This is a genomic window from Candidatus Manganitrophus noduliformans (assembly GCF_012184425.1).
In the GTDB taxonomy this organism is placed as follows: domain Bacteria; phylum Nitrospirota; class Nitrospiria; order SBBL01; family Manganitrophaceae; genus Manganitrophus; species Manganitrophus noduliformans.
Genome location: NZ_VTOW01000002.1, coordinates 1,019,566 through 1,035,641 on the forward strand (window position 1 = coordinate 1,019,566; position 16,076 = coordinate 1,035,641).

The 16,076-nt window shown below is 58.2% G+C and carries 17 protein-coding genes; 7 read left to right on the top strand and 10 right to left on the bottom strand.

The window, feature by feature from the left end; translation table 11 throughout:
* The first annotated feature begins 137 nt into the window (after nt 1-137).
* Entirely contained in the window at nt 138-386 is a 249-nt protein-coding gene (locus tag MNODULE_RS13985; protein WP_168060814.1) for a hypothetical protein, read from the top strand.
* Between the two features lie 46 nt (nt 387-432).
* On the opposite strand, the gene MNODULE_RS13990 is transcribed toward MNODULE_RS13985, so the two are convergent.
* Nucleotides 433-975, bottom strand: coding sequence for a macro domain-containing protein (locus MNODULE_RS13990; RefSeq protein ID WP_168060816.1), 543 nt, complete (start codon nt 973-975; stop codon nt 433-435).
* A gap of 61 nt (nt 976-1,036) precedes the next feature.
* Nucleotides 1,037-1,576, bottom strand: coding sequence for a hypothetical protein (locus tag MNODULE_RS13995; RefSeq protein WP_168060818.1), 540 nt, complete (start codon nt 1,574-1,576; stop codon nt 1,037-1,039).
* 208 nt (nt 1,577-1,784) lie between these two features.
* Between MNODULE_RS13995 and MNODULE_RS14000 the strand changes: the two genes are divergently transcribed.
* The 3 genes from MNODULE_RS14000 to MNODULE_RS14010 all read left to right on the top strand — a co-directional run bounded on the left by MNODULE_RS14000 (nt 1,785) and on the right by MNODULE_RS14010 (nt 3,543).
* Nucleotides 1,785-2,132 carry a DUF6899 family protein gene (locus MNODULE_RS14000; protein ID WP_168060820.1) on the top strand — a complete coding sequence of 116 codons (348 nt, stop codon included), beginning with the start codon at nt 1,785-1,787 and terminating at the stop codon, nt 2,130-2,132.
* A complete protein-coding gene (locus MNODULE_RS14005) occupies nt 2,123-2,737 on the top strand; it encodes a 2'-5' RNA ligase family protein (RefSeq protein ID WP_168060822.1) in 615 nt (204 codons plus the stop codon). The genes MNODULE_RS14000 and MNODULE_RS14005 overlap by 10 nt, the downstream gene beginning before the upstream one ends.
* Before the next feature lie 83 nt (nt 2,738-2,820).
* Nucleotides 2,821-3,543: a vWA domain-containing protein gene (locus MNODULE_RS14010; protein WP_168060824.1), complete on the top strand. Its 723-nt coding sequence runs from the start codon at nt 2,821-2,823 to the stop codon at nt 3,541-3,543.
* Nucleotides 3,544-3,611: 68 nt separating this feature from the next.
* Here MNODULE_RS14010 and MNODULE_RS14015 read toward each other — a convergent pair whose 3' ends face one another.
* From MNODULE_RS14015 to MNODULE_RS14025, 3 genes are all read right to left on the bottom strand, one after another.
* Nucleotides 3,612-4,742 carry a saccharopine dehydrogenase family protein gene (locus MNODULE_RS14015; RefSeq protein WP_168060826.1) on the bottom strand — a complete coding sequence of 377 codons (1,131 nt, stop codon included), beginning with the start codon at nt 4,740-4,742 and terminating at the stop codon, nt 3,612-3,614.
* Nucleotides 4,743-4,927: 185 nt separating this feature from the next.
* Complete coding sequence (locus tag MNODULE_RS14020; RefSeq protein WP_168060827.1) at nt 4,928-5,254, bottom strand: hypothetical protein; 327 nt, start codon at nt 5,252-5,254, stop codon at nt 4,928-4,930.
* A gap of 13 nt (nt 5,255-5,267) precedes the next feature.
* Nucleotides 5,268-5,726: a hypothetical protein gene (locus tag MNODULE_RS14025; RefSeq protein ID WP_168060829.1), complete on the bottom strand. Its 459-nt coding sequence runs from the start codon at nt 5,724-5,726 to the stop codon at nt 5,268-5,270.
* A gap of 285 nt (nt 5,727-6,011) precedes the next feature.
* On the opposite strand from MNODULE_RS14025, the gene MNODULE_RS14030 reads away from it, so the two are divergent.
* Nucleotides 6,012-6,971, top strand: coding sequence for a carboxypeptidase-like regulatory domain-containing protein (locus MNODULE_RS14030; protein WP_168060831.1), 960 nt, complete (start codon nt 6,012-6,014; stop codon nt 6,969-6,971).
* 44 nt (nt 6,972-7,015) lie between these two features.
* On the opposite strand, the gene MNODULE_RS14035 is transcribed toward MNODULE_RS14030, so the two are convergent.
* From MNODULE_RS14035 to MNODULE_RS14055, 5 genes are all read right to left on the bottom strand, one after another.
* The gene (locus tag MNODULE_RS14035) at nt 7,016-9,493 is read right to left on the bottom strand and encodes an EAL domain-containing protein (protein ID WP_168060833.1); all 2,478 of its coding nucleotides are present in this window, start codon (nt 9,491-9,493) and stop codon (nt 7,016-7,018) included.
* 116 nt (nt 9,494-9,609) lie between these two features.
* Entirely contained in the window at nt 9,610-10,065 is a 456-nt protein-coding gene (locus MNODULE_RS14040) for a response regulator (protein WP_168060834.1), read from the bottom strand.
* A 2-nt stretch (nt 10,066-10,067) separates the two neighbouring features.
* Nucleotides 10,068-11,960, bottom strand: a complete 1,893-nt coding sequence (locus MNODULE_RS14045; protein WP_479688865.1) for a sensor histidine kinase, YfiR-like protein-associated — start codon at nt 11,958-11,960, stop codon at nt 10,068-10,070.
* Nucleotides 11,961-12,328: 368 nt separating this feature from the next.
* Complete coding sequence (locus MNODULE_RS14050; RefSeq protein ID WP_168060838.1) at nt 12,329-12,829, bottom strand: hypothetical protein; 501 nt, start codon at nt 12,827-12,829, stop codon at nt 12,329-12,331.
* Nucleotides 12,830-13,009: 180 nt separating this feature from the next.
* A complete protein-coding gene (locus tag MNODULE_RS14055) occupies nt 13,010-13,393 on the bottom strand; it encodes a DoxX family protein (RefSeq protein ID WP_168060840.1) in 384 nt (127 codons plus the stop codon).
* Between MNODULE_RS14055 and MNODULE_RS14060 the strand changes: the two genes are divergently transcribed.
* Entirely contained in the window at nt 13,386-14,294 is a 909-nt protein-coding gene (locus MNODULE_RS14060; RefSeq protein WP_168060842.1) for a PDC sensor domain-containing protein, read from the top strand. The two genes, MNODULE_RS14055 and MNODULE_RS14060, sit on opposite strands and share 8 nt — an antisense overlap.
* Nucleotides 14,295-14,300: 6 nt before the next feature.
* Nucleotides 14,301-16,076 carry a sensor histidine kinase gene (locus MNODULE_RS14065; protein WP_168060844.1) on the top strand — a complete coding sequence of 592 codons (1,776 nt, stop codon included), beginning with the start codon at nt 14,301-14,303 and terminating at the stop codon, nt 16,074-16,076.

Sequence of the window (16,076 nt, forward strand, 5' to 3'; positions counted from 1 at the left end):
CAATCTCACCGGCCAAGATCCCAAGGTGGTTTTAGCGTAATCGAGCGGCGCTCCAAATTCAAGAGCTATTCCGTATCCGCTTCACATGGGGGCGGGAAGGGACGCGTTCCTGTTGATTTGGAAGGGACCCCGCATTTATGATGGTCAAGACGGCCGGCGCCTTCCCCTTCTCGATCACGGTCGATCCGACAGAAGACCGGCTCTATCTGGCGGGGATCGCTCCGGAGATCGGCGTCATCGAGCAGGCGAGCGGCAGCGAGCGGAAAGAACGGACGATCGACCGCTGGATTCGGTGGGAGGGGGAGCCGCGGGAGGAGAAACCGCCACTCCCGCACGAACCGCCCCCCGCCCCGGAGGGGCCGAGCGTGATTCGATTGAGCCCCTGAGAACCTGGCACCGATCGTGATGTAGGAGCGGGTTTCAAACCCGCCCTTACAATTCGCCGAAGATTCGATCGAGCGCCTTTTCGTGAATCTCCAGATCTTTGTCGGCAAAGAGAACGAATCGGATTCGTTTGACCGTTCGGAGGCTCGGAAGCTGCTCTTTGATCGTTCGGAAGGCGACCTCCGCCGCCGACTCGATCGGATAGCCGAAAACCCCGGTGGAGATGGCGGGAAAGGCAATCGAGCCGATGGCGTTCCTCTCAGCCAGGTCGAGCGCATTCGCGTAACAGCGCGCCAAAAGATCCGCTTCCGGCCGGTCCCTTCCGTAAACCGGGCCAAGACAGTGAATTACATATCGATTCGGGAGGTGATGCCCGCCGGTGATCACCGCCTCGCCGGGACGAATCGGCGCCAGCGGACGCCCCTCCTCTTCTAGTCCAGGCCCCGCCGCCCGGTGAATCGCCCCCGCCACACCGCCGCCGCTCCGCAATTCCGCATTGGCGGCGTTGACAATCGCCGTCATCTCCGGCTGCGCCGCGATGTTCCCCTTGACGCACTCGACCGTCACGCCGGAAATTGTTTTCTCCGCCATTTTCTTCTCCGTCGTAGAGACGTCCCGACGGGACGTCTCTACGTAGGTCGATCGGTTTCTATTAGAGCGGAATTTCCTCTTCCCGGAACGGATTCTTCGCCGTCTGCAGATCGTAAATCTCGCCGTGAACTTCAATGCTTCTCGGCGGCGCGGAATGATACACTCTCAGTTCGATCGGCTCCCCGATCGGCGGCGGGGTAACGAGATAGCGGCTTAACAGGAAAGCGGAGAAAGGAATCAGGACGAATGTGACGGCCTGAGCGACCCGATAGGCCGGCGTCTCACCAAGGATGGTGGCAACCACCCTCTGCTTGCACTCCTCTGTGGAAAGAGGGCTCTCAATCATCAAGAGGATCACGGCGACGGTGACGACGGCCATGTAGATATAAAGGAGTGAAGAGGGAATCGGCGGGAAGAGAATCCATCGGAAGAAAACATAAGCGGCGGCCCAGGTGAGGCCCGCCTGGAAGATCCGTGGAATCCGCTTTCCGGTTGCCCGCTCGAAGAGGGCATGAAGGGCGATGAGCGCGAGCGCGCCCAACAGGAAAAACAGAGCAAACCCAAAACCGGTTTCGGGGCCAAAACGTTGAAGAAGCTTCATGGCACACCTCCTTTGGTTGGGTGGATGGAACGCTTTTAGGATACTCTTTGGCCTGGGGTGATTCAACAAAAAATGACCGTAGGGGCGGGTCTCAGACCCGCCCGGCCTGTCCGAGACGCCTTCCTGTTGCTTTGGAGGGGCCTCCCCTTTAAGATGATCCGAGACCGTCGACCCTTCGATCCGGCGGACACCCACAAGGAGGTTCACGATGCCCTACATTGCGCCGAAAGCACGAATCCAATTCGATCCCTTGATTGACGCGCTCGCCGAGCGGATCGTCGCGGAGGCGAAAGCGGAAGGAAACGACGCCGCCTTCGCCGGCCTGCTCAATTACACCTGTACCCGGCTCGCGCTTCAGGTCGTTCACCTTCAGTTCGGAAAGATGCGCTACTGGCTGATCGCCCTCGTTACCGGCACTTTTCAAAATATCGCGCAGGAGTTCTATCGCCGCGTCGGGGTGCCGTATGAGGAGAAGCAGATCGGGAAAAGCGGCGATGTCGATCTTTATAAAAGATTTGAAGAGGAAATCCAAAAAGGAGAGAAGGGATGGCCTTGAACAAATGCGCGGTCGATATCGTCCTTCTTCCTTCCGAAGAGATCATGGACGCCGCCCTTCAGATGAATCAGGAGCTGCTCCCGCACTTCGAGAAGAAAATCGTCCTGGATCGGAATCGCTGCCTCCCGCATCTCTCCCTGGCGATGGGAGCGTTGAAGGAGGAGGATCTCCCGGCCGCCGCCAATTTTCTGGAAGAGATCGCGTCGTACTTTCCGCCGATCCCGCTGATCTTCACCGGAATCGACGCCGGCCCCATCGCCACCGGCGAGACGGTCACCGCTTGGAAGGTCGATCCGACCGCCGTGCTGCAGTCGCTTCATGAAACGGTCTTCAACCGGTTGAGCCCCCTTCTGACACACGATGCGACGGCGGAGGGCTTCATCGACTTTCCCGATGTCGCGCCGGCCAGCGTCGATTGGGTAAACCGCTATCCGGATGCGGCGGCCTTCGCGCGCTTCTCCCCGCACATCACCCTCGGCATCGGCGCGTTGGCGCCGGACCGCTCTTTTCCGCCGCGCGGCGCCGCCTCCCGGCTGGCGCTTTGCCATCTCGGAAATTACTGCACCTGCCGCGAAATCCTCTTTGAGACAACCCTTCTCGGCTAATTCGACGGCACCGCCCCGCCCGAATTTCCCCGGCCTGCTATACTTACGGATGGATTCCACACACCTTCCCGGCAGAGGATCGCGTGCGCTCTAAACTTTCACTAGTTCTCTTGACTCTCCTCTTTGCGGCCTGCCGTCCGGACCGCTCCGATCCGGCTGCGGTGTTGACCCGCTATTTGTCGGCCACCTACCAGCAAGATCTCCGGACCGCTTACGAAGAGCTCTCCTCGGCCGATCGCGCGTTCCGGAATTTCGACGCGTTTGTCCATCATATGTCGATGGACGAGAGCATGGGGATCGAGCCGCTGATGAAAAAAGCGACCTTCTCCATCGAGACCCTGGAAATCGACGGCGAGCGCGGCCGGGCGGTCGTGCGGGTCCATCAGCCGGACGCCGATCGGATCACGGAAGATCTTCTCCTCGCCGCCCTCTCTTCGGCCGGTTCGACGATGAGCCCCGCCGAATTCGATCAGTTTTTGAAGAAGCAATATCACGACCGCCCCGTTCCGATGACCACCGTGAGAAAAGGGCTCGGCCTGGTGAGGGAGGAGGGGGGATGGCGGATTGCCGCGGGATGGCCTCAGGAAAAAAAGATCGGCCATCTTCTGCTGGAGGCCGCGCGACTTGAAGAGCTGGGGACGTTGGAAGAAGCCAAAACAAAATACGAAGAGGCGCTCCGCCTCAATCCGAATCTGGTCGAGGTGAAAGACAAGATCGACTCCCTCGCCTTCGGAATAAAACCGTCGTTGGAGGAGCAGCGCGACTTCCAGAAGTTCGTGAACAAACTGGAGGGAAAAACAAATTAAATTACGAATGAGGAATCTTTAGCGTCCTTGCAAGCTTTTGACTCCTAATTCCTAATTCGTAATTGCCTTTAAGAGATTCGATCCAATCGTTTCGTTCCCGGGATCTCCAGAACAAAGTCGGCGCCGAACGCTCCCGCCGGCGTGCAGGCTCCCAGACAGCCCTCCGTTGGAAGTTTCTTCAAAATTCCTTCCGCGCAGCGGACCGCCGCCATCGCCGTGAACGCATAGGCTTCCGCTGTTTCAAGCCACCCCTCGGCGGCATTTCCCGCTTCATCCGACGCCCGCGCCCAGAGAAATGCCCGTCCCTTCCGCCGCGCCTCCGCATCCGGTCCCCGGATCACCGCACGCGCTCCCCGCTCCGCCGCACGACGGATCGGATCGGAAGCGAGCAGCCGCTGCAGAAGCGGGCCGGTCCAGCGCATCAGGCCGATCACCGGAGATGGAAGGGCCATGTAGGCGGTGATATTCGGAATGCCGGTCGTCCAGTAGACGGCGGCGAGTTCGCCGAGCGTGGCCGGAACCGCCTGCCGCGCCCCCCCGGGAAAACGGACCGTCCGCTCCCCCTCCCCGGCGTCGGAAACCCTCAGCCGCCCTTCCCGGCGGACCGACATCCCGCGGGGAAGTTGCTTGATCATCGTCCGCGCCGTCCCCGGACTCACATGGGCCATCGCCGCAACCGCCAGATCGAGCCGCGTCGCCCCCGGCACCTTGTCGGCGACATATTTCGCGAGACAGTCGCCCGACACCACGTCGAACCCCGCCCCCGGCAGCAAGGTGATCCCCCTTTGCTTCGCCTCCGGGTCGCGCGCGAAGATCTCCTCGAAAACCGAAACCTCTCCGGTGATATCGACATAGTGCGTCCCGGCGCTCAAACAGGCCCGGACCATCGGGCCGCTCGTCTCCGCAAACGGCCCCGCCGCATGAAGGACCAGCGAACACTCGGCGACCGCTTTCGTCAAGGCGGTCTCATCCTTGAGATCGAGGACAAGCGGATCGAGCCCGAACCGCTTCGCGAGCGGAATCAGCCGGTCGGCCGACCGCCCCGCGACGACAGGCCGGTGCCCCCGCCGCACCGCCTCTTCCGTAATGAGCGCGCCCGTATAGCCGTACGCCCCATAAATCATCCACCGCTTCTCCGGCATGGCATCCTCCTTGGCCGAGCGGAACCGGATCCTTCCCAGGCCTTTATTCAGTGTCATCCTGAGCGCGCGATCCTATCCGAAATGAGATGCTCGCCTTCGGCTCCGCATGACAAGATGACTTGATTGAAGATTACTTTGATTATAGTTCGGAGGGGTGTGTCGAGGGAAGATGGCGCGTTCTATACTATCTATATTATATGGGAGCAGATCGGTTTCACGCCGGAAGCATCGCGGCCGCCCATTCAGAGCAGCTTCATCAGCCCGTTTAAAACGACCTCCTCGATTCCTTTGCAGAGGCGCTGGGCGCTCGCCTTTGCGGCGACCTTCATTTTGAGCGACTGCATCTCGGTGAGCGTCCGGAGGTCCGCCATGTTGCCTTCGAACTCTTCCTTGCTGATCTCCCCCGCCGCCAGTTGATTGAGATATCGCTCCATCTTCACCCCCTGCTTTCGGATAAACGCATTGGCGTCGGTCTTGGCGTTCGCGACCAGCCTCTTCAGCTCATCCTTAGCGAGGAGACCGGCGGTGTCTCTGAGGTCGTCGATAAAACTTTCCCACGGTTTCGGCATGGTCGCGCTCCGCTCACTCGTTTTTGTTCTTCAAACGCTCCGTTGAAATCGCGATATCGAAGGCCTCTTCCATGTTTTCCCACCGGTTCTGAATCTGCGCCTCCGACCACTTCCCCTTATTTTTCCGCTCCTGGACATGCCGGGAGAACATTTCCAAGATCAGTCCGATCTGCGTCGCCGTTTCCCGGTTCTTCTCTCCCTTTCCCTTTTCATATTCGTATGCCTGCCCCATCTCCAGCCGAATCTGCCGGACAGCCTCCAGGTCGATGGCCTCTTCCTCGAAGGTTTCATACAGCATGGCGACTTTGGGCTTGAGATCGGTGAGGTTTTTATACGTGGTGGGATCGTAATAATGAAGAAAAGAGGCGGCGCAGCCGATGAGGAAAAAGGGGAGGAAAGACGCCAGGAAGAGACGGACCGGCTCTTTCAAAAGGAATCGGCGTTTCGGGGCGGGATCGTTTCCTTCCAACACAGAGACCTCTCCTTCTGAGGAGTGTTTCCGAGACGGATGATCATCAAACATCGGAATATCCCGGCCCTCTCCGCCGGGATTAAACCATTTCTCCTCAAATAAATCAATGCGGCAGACCGAAGGATGTTTTTCATTCCTAATCCGTCATTCCTAATTCCTAATTGAAAATACTGCTACCTCCTCTATGGTTTCCTGTGATAAAATCAGAACCGCGCGCGCTGGGATAGTTGACAGGCGCCTCGGGAAGAGATCAATATTTAATAAAGAATTTAAGAGAGAAGCGTCATGACAAAACGAATCAAAGCCTATCTTATATTGATTTTCGGAATTCTCTTCTGCCTCGCCTGGAGCGCGGCCGCGCCGGCGTATGAGATCGCCCCGGTGGAGAACGGGGGGGTCATCACCGGAAGGGTCGTCCTCAACGGGCCGGTGCCGGAGCCGCGCGTCTTTCCGATGGTTTTATACGCCTTCGGAGAATTCTGTAAGAAGATTTCCGACGCGAAAGGACATGTCGTCCTCAAGGAGTTCAACGTCGACCCGACCGGAGGGCTCCAGGACGCGGTGATCGCCATTCAGGATGTGAGCCGGGGGAAGGGATTTCGCTCCAACGAGAATCGGCTCTTTGCGGTGAACTGCATGTTCCACCCGGCGAATACGCCGGAGGATGAGCAGTTTGAAGTAGACAAAGAAGGAAACCTCGTTCACATCCATCCTCTCGTCAGCGTCATGCGGAACAAATATATGCTCTCCGTCCTCAACAAAGATCCGGTGATTCACGACGCGCAGTTTTACCAGAAAGAAACAGGCCGTCGGATCACCCGCTTCCCGATCCCGATTTCCGACAAGGTCCAGAGAGGATGGGTCTATCTGGATCAAGGAAAGAACATCGCCCAGATTATTTGCGGCATGCATGAGTATATGCAGACCTGGGCCTGGATCGTCGACAACCCCTATTTCGACAAAACGACACGGAGCGGCAGCTATGCGATCGACCGGATCCCGCCCGGAACGTACAAGATTCTTGCCTGGCATCCGCACCTGAAGCCGATCGAGAAGATCATCACCGTGCCCCCCGACGGGCATGTCGAGCTTAATTTCGAATTCGAAGCGAGCGAAGTGGTCCGGCCGATCTATGAAACACAGAAGCAGTTCCGCATCTCCCCCGGAAGAAACCCGAGCGTCGACCTCCTCGGATGCGAGGGCCCTTTCTGCGTCAAACGCGAGCACGATCATCACACCGATTGAGGAACACCGCCCGCGCCGCGCCCGTCGGGAGACGGCCGTTCACTTCACTGCGTTTCTCTTCCCCAGTGAGACTCGCGCAGCCAGCGGCCGACTTCTTCCGCAGGAAGCGGCCGGCTGATGAAATAACCCTGGGCGGCGTCACAGCCCATCTCCCCAAGCCGCTCCAGGATCTCTTCGGTTTCGACCCCTTCCGCCACCACCTCCAGGCCGAGATGATGCGCCATCTCGATCGTGGAGCGGACGATTTTCGCGTCCCCCTCGTTCAGAATCATCTGGCTCACGAACGACTTGTCCACCTTGATCGAATCGACCGGAAGATTCCGAAGATAACTCAGGGAGGAATAACCGATGCCGAAATCGTCGATGGAAAACCGGATACCGCTCCGGTGGAGGGCGACTAAAACCTCCCGCGCGCGGGCGGGATCGGTCATAATCGCGCTTTCGGTGATCTCGAACTGAATCCGCTCCGGCGCCACGCCGCCGGAGCGCAACAGCTCCGCCACCGATTCAGGGAGCTTCGGGTCTTGCAGGTTTCTGGCGGAGAGGTTGGCCGAGAGGGTCATCTCCAACCCGGCCCGCTGCCAAACCGCGCACTGATCGATCGCCGTTTCCACCACCCAGCGGGTCAACGGGTGGATCAGTCCGGTTTGCTCCGCGGGGCCGATAAACCGGCCCGGCGGAATCATCCCCCGCTGCGGATGTCTCCAGCGCACCAGCGCCTCCACCCCGAAGAACGCGCGCCGCTTCAGATCGATCTTGGGCTGATAGTGCAGAAGAAGCTGGTTCTGCGAGATCGCCTGGCGCAGCTCGGCCATGAGCGCCAACTGTTGCGGGCTGTGGCGGTCCAGCTCGGGAGCATACAGCGTATGGCCGCGGCCGGTCTCTTTGGCCGCATACATCGCGACATCGGCCCGCCGGATTAAGGTGTCGGGATCGCTGCCGTGGTCGGGATAAAGGGCGATGCCGATGCTGGTCTCCACCGCAATCGGGATATCTTCAATGACAAAGGGGGCCTCCAGCGCCTTGACGATCTTTCCGACCGCCAGATGGATATCGTCCGGGCTGGTGAGTTTCATCAACAGCACCGCAAACTCATCTCCCCCGAAATGGGCGACGATATCCCGATCAAAAATGGTCTTCCGCAGCCGTTCGCCCAATTGCTGAAGCAACAAATCTCCCCGGCGATGCCCCAAGGTGTCGTTGATCTCCCGGAAACGATCCAGATCCATCAGCAGCAGCGCCATCGGCCGGCCTTGACCCGCGTCGTGCCGCAAAGCATTCAGGAGGCGATCGATCAACATGTTCCGATTCGGAAGCCCGGTCAGGGTGTCGTAAAAAGCCATTTTCTGCACCATCTCTTCCACTTGCCTATGCTCCGTGATGTCGTTTCCGAAAGAAATGGTTGCGACGATCTTTCCGTTGACCTTGACCTGATTGTTCTGCCAGAGGATGTAGCGCTCCTCCCCTCTTTTGGTAAGGATCGGGTTCTCAAACGTCTTCGGGATTCCGCCGGAGACCAGCCGGGTGAACTCTTCCCAGACGGAGGGATATCGCTCCTTCGGCACCAGCTTTTCGAACCAGCTCTTTCCTTTCAGCTCCGAGAGGGTATAGCCGGTGATTTTCTCCGCCGTTTGATTGAAGATATTCACCTTCCCCTCCGTATCGAGGCCGAGGATGATCACATTCGCCGTTTCGATGAGATTCTCCGAAAACTCCTTCGCCGTCCGCAGCGCCTCCTCCGCCTCTTTATGCCGGGTGATGTCTTCGGCGATCCCCGTCAACCGGTAGACCCGCCCCGAAACATCTTTGATCGGGAAGGCTCTGTCCCGAATCCAGCGGACCGATCCATCGGGCCGGATAATCCGGTACTCCTCATCGTACGTCCCCGACACCTGCCGGGTCATCGACGCCTCCATCACCCGCTCCCGATCGTCCGGATGAACCGCGTCGAGAAAAGATTTCGGTTCCTGATAGAGGCTCTCGCAGCTCCGGCCCCAGATCTTCTCATAGCCGGGGCTGATATAGAGAATGCTGTTTTTATCGGGATCACCCATCCAAAAAACTTCGGTGATGTTCTCGGCCAACTGCCGAAACCGCTCCTCACTCTGTCGCAGCTGCTCCTCGGCCCGTTTGCGCTCCTGCCGCGTCCCGTTCTCGCGCAGTTCCCGCTCGACCACCGGAAGCAGGCGTTTCAAATGGCCTTTGACGAAATAGTCGTTGGCCCCGGCTCTCATCGCTTTGACCGCGGTGTCCTCGCCGAGGGTGCCCGAGACAAAAAGAAAAGGGATGTCGAGTCCTTTTCCCCTCAACAGCTTCAATGCGGCGACCCCGTCGAAGTGAGGCATGGAATAATCGCCGAAGACGATATCCCAACTCCCGCGATCGATCGCCCGGTTCATCTCCTCGATGGTGCTCACCCGTTCATGCGCCGGCTCGTAGCCGCCGCGCCGCAGCTCGCCCAGGAGCAGCTCGGCATCTTCCGCCGAATCCTCCACCATTAAAACACGGAGCGGAATACCCATCTCATCCCCACCTTCTCATTCGAAACCATACGGTCGCGGGTTCGTTCACGCGGCAGCGCCACGCCAAGAACGAAAAGTCCGTCTGTCCGCGCGTCCCTGCCGAAAGGAAGACCCACTCATTTCTGTCTTTTCACGCTCCCCGGCGGCCGCTCGTTGAGCAGCGCCCAGAAAACACCGAGCTGCTTGACCGCTTTGACGAATTCCTGAAAGTTCACCGGTTTGACGACGTAGGCGTTGACCCCCAGCTTGTAACTCTCCGCCAGGTCCGGCTCCTCGCGGGAGGAGGTCAACATCACCACCGGGACCGTTTTTAGCTTTTCATCGGCTTTAATGGTCCTCAAGACCTCCAACCCGTTTACCTTCGGCATCTTAATGTCGAGCAGAATGACCGCCGGATTCCCAGGGGTGCGCGTCTTAAAAGATCCCCGATGATAAAGGTAGTCCAACGCCTCGGCGCCGTCCCGGGCGATGACGACGTCGTTTGCCAGATTGTACTCGGCGAGCGCCTCCAGCGTCAGCTCCACATCTTCCACGTTGTCCTCCACCAACAGAATGCTCTTGAAATCCCCCATCCTCACCCCTCCTTTCGATTTGGCAATGAAAAATAAAACGCCGCGCCGCGGTCCAATTCCCCCTCGGCCCAGGTCCGCCCGCCATGGCGGTGAATGATCCGCCGGACATTGGCCAACCCGATGCCGGTCCCTTCGAACTCCTCGGCGCGGTGCAGCCGCTGGAAGACGCCGAAGAGCTTGCCGGCGTACTGCGGATCAAACCCCACCCCATTGTCTCGAACAAAAAAAACGGTCTCCTCTGCTTCCATTCGGCTGCCGATCTCGATTTCGGCCCGCTCGCGGGTCCGGGTGTACTTCACCGCGTTGCCGATCAGGTTCGCCCACACCTGCCGCAGCATCGCCGCATCCCCCTCTAAATCGGGCAGGGAGCCGATCGTCCAAGCGATCTCCCGGTTCTGAATCTCCGGCTGCAGATCCCGAATCACCTCCTGGATCAAGGATTCGAGGGGAACCCTCCCGATCCGCATCTCCGACTTCGCCATCCGGGAGAAAACCAACAGATCGTCGATCAGACTCCCCATCCGCTTGGAGGCGTTCACGATGATCTCGATGTAGCGCTGTCCTTTCGTATCGAGCCGGGCCGCCGCGTGTTCTTTGAGCAGCTCGACAAACCCGTTGATGTGACGCAGCGGCGCGCGCAGGTCGTGCGACACGGAATAGCTGAAGGCCTCCAGCTCCTTATTGGCCGCCTCCAGCTGCGAATTGAGCTTCTTCAGCTCTTCTTCCGCTTGCTTTCTCTCGGTGATGTCTTCCGAAATACCCAACAGATAGAGCGGTTGTCCTTCTTCGTCGTAGAGCGGGATTTTCTGTGTGTGCAAAATCCGCGCGCCGCGGTGCCGGGTCTGGACCGGCTCTTCCGGAATATCGACGAGGTAGCCCGCTCCGAGCACCTGCCGGTCCTTGGCGATGAACGAATCGGCCTGCTCTTTTGGAAAGAAATCATGATCATTTTTGCCGAGCAGATCCTCTCTGGTGTAGCCGAGCAACACTTCACCCGCTTTGTTGAATCGAACGAACCGGAGCTCTTTGGCTTCCTTGACGAAAATCATGTTGGGAATATTCTCCACAATGGAGTCGAGAAAAACCTCCGCCCGCTTCCGATCCCCGACCTCCTGCTCCAATGACCGTGTCCGCTCTTTCACCCTTTGCTCCAACTCGTCCTGCGTCTTCTGCAGGGCGGCATCCCGCGTTTGGATCTGGGAGAGCATCTCGTTGAAGGTCTCGACCAGCAGGCCGATCTCGTCCCGGTTTCCGGTGGCGGCCCGCACGGAATAGTCTTTCTCTTCGGAGACGTTCTTTGCAATCCGGGCCAGATCAAGAAGCGGACGGGAGATATTTCCTTGAAGCCCGGCGGAGACCCGATAGGCCGTCAGCAGGGAAACCGCGAGCACCCCGACCACGATGAGGGCGTAACCCTTCAGACGAGCATTCAACTCCTGGAGATCGGATTGGATATAGACGGTGCCGATCCGCTCTTCATTGGAGAGAATCGGCCGCGACAAAAAAAGGAACCCGGACTCGAATCGATGGCCTTCCATCCCCGCCGGGATTCGCTCCGGCATCTCAAAAACCGAAGCCCCATCGCTCCTCAGATATTTCGCGAAGAGCCGGCCTTCCGCCGTATAGATCGCCGCCGAATGGATATCGGACTTGACCCGCAGCGCCCCGACGGTTTCAGCGGCCGACTCCGGATCGTTGAACAGGAGGGCCGAGACCGTATTGATCGCGATGATCTCCGCCTGCGTGGAGCGATTCCGGACCATGACGCCTCGAAAAGTCACCCATTCATGGGCGATGAAGCCGGCGCTTGCGAGCAGGAGAACCGCCGAACTCACCAGCATGCTCATCCGAATCAATTTCTGACGAATCGAGAGATTACGAAAAGGTGTGATCAGGGGTCACCCCGTTATATAGCGCCGGCTTGCTCCCGGTCCTTGAGCGCTCTCGCTTCGGGCCGCCGATAAAAAAGGAGCGAAGGGAGCGATGTCACCCGCTGCTGTCGGCTGCAGTGAAAAATGCAGTAGAAAATGAGGAATGAACCGGTCTACCTAAATGCGAGGAAAAAAGTGGACACAACGGCCTCGATTTCCGCCCCCGGGTTCAATCGGCCGGATCGAGAGGAGAGAATGTCCGTTTCACCGCATGCTTATGCTGTTGAAAGCATTAAAACTATATAAGCGGACCTGGAAATTGTCAATTTCGGTATGTTTATGGAGAGGAATGTTTTGGGAGCAAAATGGAGGGGCGAGTTTCAAACCCGCCCCTACTTCAGATGAGGGGGAACACAGGTGCAGCGGTACATGCCGCCGATTGTTGCACCGATGAGATCGTAGAGGTACTCCCGCTCGCCCGGATCGATCCGGCGCAGATAAGCCCCTTCCCATTCTTTCAGGTAAACATTTTTCAGGAAGAGGCGCACCGGCATCTTCGAATCGAACCCCTCCTGCCGCATCGATTGGTCAAGCCACTTCATCACCGCGCCGCGGGTGAGCGATTCGTTTTCCTGAAGGGCATTATCCGCGTTCGTCAGAATGCGAATAAATCGGTAAAAGTCCTCCGGGTGATCGTCGAGATATTGGGTCGTCACCATCTCCAGCCCCTTCAGGTTCAGCTTCCGTTCGGAAACCGGGATCTCGTTATAGTGCGACTCCGGATGGTTTGTGAAAAAAAAGATAAAAAAGAACAAAAACGGAAAAACCAAGAGCCAAAGAACGGCAAAACGCGACGGCCCCTCCACCTCTCCTTGTCTTATCACCTGTTCCACGGTTTCACCTCCCGAGGCCGCGCTTCACACCGGCCTCTTTACTCTAACGGAACCTCTGTGAACGATTCGGTTTCATATTTTAATTGTACCAAATCTGTAAGGCTCCGTAGGAGGGGTCCGATCGTGAAGGCGCCTTGGTGTCGCGGACCGCGCTCTAAACCTCGGAAAAGGGGAGGGTTCTCAGTCGCGGCCGAGGGCGGCGTCGACGCTCCAGATGCCGGGTCCTCGGGCGGCGATATAGAGAAAGACGAATGCGTAGAGCGCGGCCAACTCTCCCCGGTTGACGAGGGGGAAAAACGCCTGCGTTCCATGCGCGATCCAATACGCCGCCGCCATCAGCCCGCTGCAGAGAAACGCCGCCCAGCGGGTGAAGAGGCCGATCATCACCAGCAGACCGCCGATGAATTCGATCGGCCCGGCGATATAGATGACGTAAGCGGCCGGTGTGCCTTGCGGCGGAATCGGAAACCCGAAGAGCTTCTGGGTTCCATGCCATAAAAAAAGAAAGCCGGTGACCATCCGCATCAAAGCATAGGTCTGTGGAGCGAAAGACTTCATGAACATCGGCAGATCCTCCGGGATGAAGGGTGAGCGTCTCGTCTATCGGGTCAACGATAGAATATCGAAACCTGGAATGTCAACGTCCGCCCCTCTCCTCGCCATGGCGGTTATCCTTCCGCGAGAAGGCCGCGGGCTTCCTTTTCTTTTGACGGAGTTAAAATGCCGGGTATACTTACCTTTATTCCCGCTCCGCGCGACGGGGAAAAAGCGGCGGCGAACCATCGGCGGCATCTTATTCATGATCGATCGGAATACAAAAAAGGGGTTCGGTTTAAAACGGCGCGGCTGGAAGGGGCCCGTTCGGAGGACCCTCCGCGTCTGGGCGATCCTCCTCTTCATCTTGCTCTTCGCCGGGATGCCGGAAGAGGGAACCGCGGGCGAAAATACATTCTCCGAAGAGGTCGAAGAAATTCTCCAACAAAAAATCCAACTGATCAAAACCTTGGCGGAAGATCCGAAAACCATCCGCCTCGTCAGGGAGTCGAATCATCAAAACAAGCGCCTCACCCCGCGCGAGATCGAAAAACTCGATCAGAAATGGCGGAGGGTGAAGGGGATCGATGAATTTATCGGCGCATTCATCGCCAACGACTGCGCCCGGCACCTGATCGCGTTTCAGAAAGCGCACGACGGATTCGCCGAGATTTTCATCGCCGACGCCGTCGGATTGATCGTGGGGGAGACCAACAAGACCTCCGACTATTACCAGGCCGACGAGGCCTGGTGGGTCGAGGCGTATGCCGGCGGCCGCGGAAAAGAATACTACGGAGATATCGAGTACGACGACAGCGCAGAAGCGGAGGCGATCGCCCTGTATGTGCCGGTGATCGATCCGGAAACCCGACGGGCCATCGGCGTGATCAAATCGATTTATAACATCAGCGCCATTATCCAGGAGCTTTAAGCCGGCATGTTCAATGGGATCAGGGGAATCAGGGCGAAACTCGGGGCGATCTTCGCTTTTTTATCCGTCGCCGGATTTTCTCTGGTGGTCTTCGGGGTGACCCGGATTCATCAAGTAACCGAGCAGGCCGACCTGGTGATCGCGGAGCGCATTCCCCTCTCCCGAAGCGCCGAGGAAGCGCTCCATGCCTTGGCCCTCGGGGCCGGGACCATCGATCGGGTTCTGTTGATCGGAACCCATGAGGAGATCGGCCATCTTCAGGCGGTCGAAACCCAATTCAAGGAATCGGTCCTGGTCTTCGACATGTTTACGAAAGCGATGATTTGGGGAAGCAAGACGGAGGCGTTCCAAAAATCGACGGGAGGGCTCGTTTCGGCCCGATGGGAAAAAATGGGGCTGCAAGAAACCCTGGTCGTGAACACCGCCCCCTACGAGATCCAGCAGGCCGCCGGCAAGGCGACCCTTTATTTTGGCGGGTTTGCGAAGTATGTCGAGAAGGTCATCGCCTCCCAGGAAAAGATCCTCCGGCTTCAGCCCTCCGGGAATAAGGAGGAGATCGCGCAAGAAGAGAGGCGACGGGAAACCTACATCATCAAGGCAAGACGATACAAGAGCCTGGTCGACGACACCCTTCACCGCGTGGTCACCGATATTTACGCGCATGTCGGCGCGGCGAACGACCATATCCGGCGATCCCGGGATTCCGCCGTCGGCGCCCTGATCGTTTATTCGACGTTCATTTTCGGTTTGGCGTTGACCGCCGGGACCTTTTTTGTCCGGTCTATTTTTAATCCCCTCATCCATTTGAAAACGGCGGCGGCGGAGATCGCGGGGGGGAAGCTCGATACCCGTGTCGAGGTCACGTCGAAAGACGAAATCGGCTCGCTCGGCGAAACGTTCAACAAGATGGTCGTCGAAGTTCAGAAAGCCTACGACGATCTGGAAAAAAAGATCCGGGAGCGGACCACCCTCTTGAGGGAGGAGATTACGGAGCGCAAGCGGGTCGAAGCCGATCTGCGCAAGATGGCCGAGGAGCTGCAACAGGCCCGGGACGGTCTGGAGCGGCAGGTCCGGGCGAGAACGAAAGAATTGGAATCGTTCGTCTACACCCTCTCTCACGATCTAAAAGGACCGGTGATCTCCCTGCAAGGGGTCGCCTCGCTGCTCCTGGAAGAATACGCCGCCGTGCTGGACGACAAAGGAAAACATTACATTCAACGGGTGTTGTCGAACGCGGACTATCTGGGCGACTTTATCGAGGGGATGCAGATCCTCACCCGAATCGGCTCCCCCGAGAAAAACGAGCCGGTCGACGTTCGAGAGGCGCTGATCGCGATCACCAACCGATATCAAGAATGGCTCGAAGAAAAAAAGGTGGAGGTGGTCGTTCACCCTTCCCTCCCGCGCTTCACCTTCGGGTCGTTCCACATCACCCAGATCTTTCAAAACCTCATCGTCAACGCCGGAAAGTTCATGGGGGAGCAGCCCCATCCGAAGATCGAAATCGGCGGAAGCGAACCGGAAGGATGGGCGGAGTTCTACGTGAAAGACAACGGCATCGGCATCGACCCGGCCTACCACAAAAAGATTTTCGATCCGTTTCAGCAGCTCAAAGAGCGCGAGGCGGGGGGGACCGGGATCGGCCTCTCGATCGTGGCCAAAATCGTCCATCTCGCCGGGGGCAAGGTCTGGGTGGAATCGCAAAAAGGCCAAGGGGCCACGTTCTTTGTGCGCCTGCCTAAAGAAGCTGATCGGATCGAAGCCATTCGGAATCGATCTTAA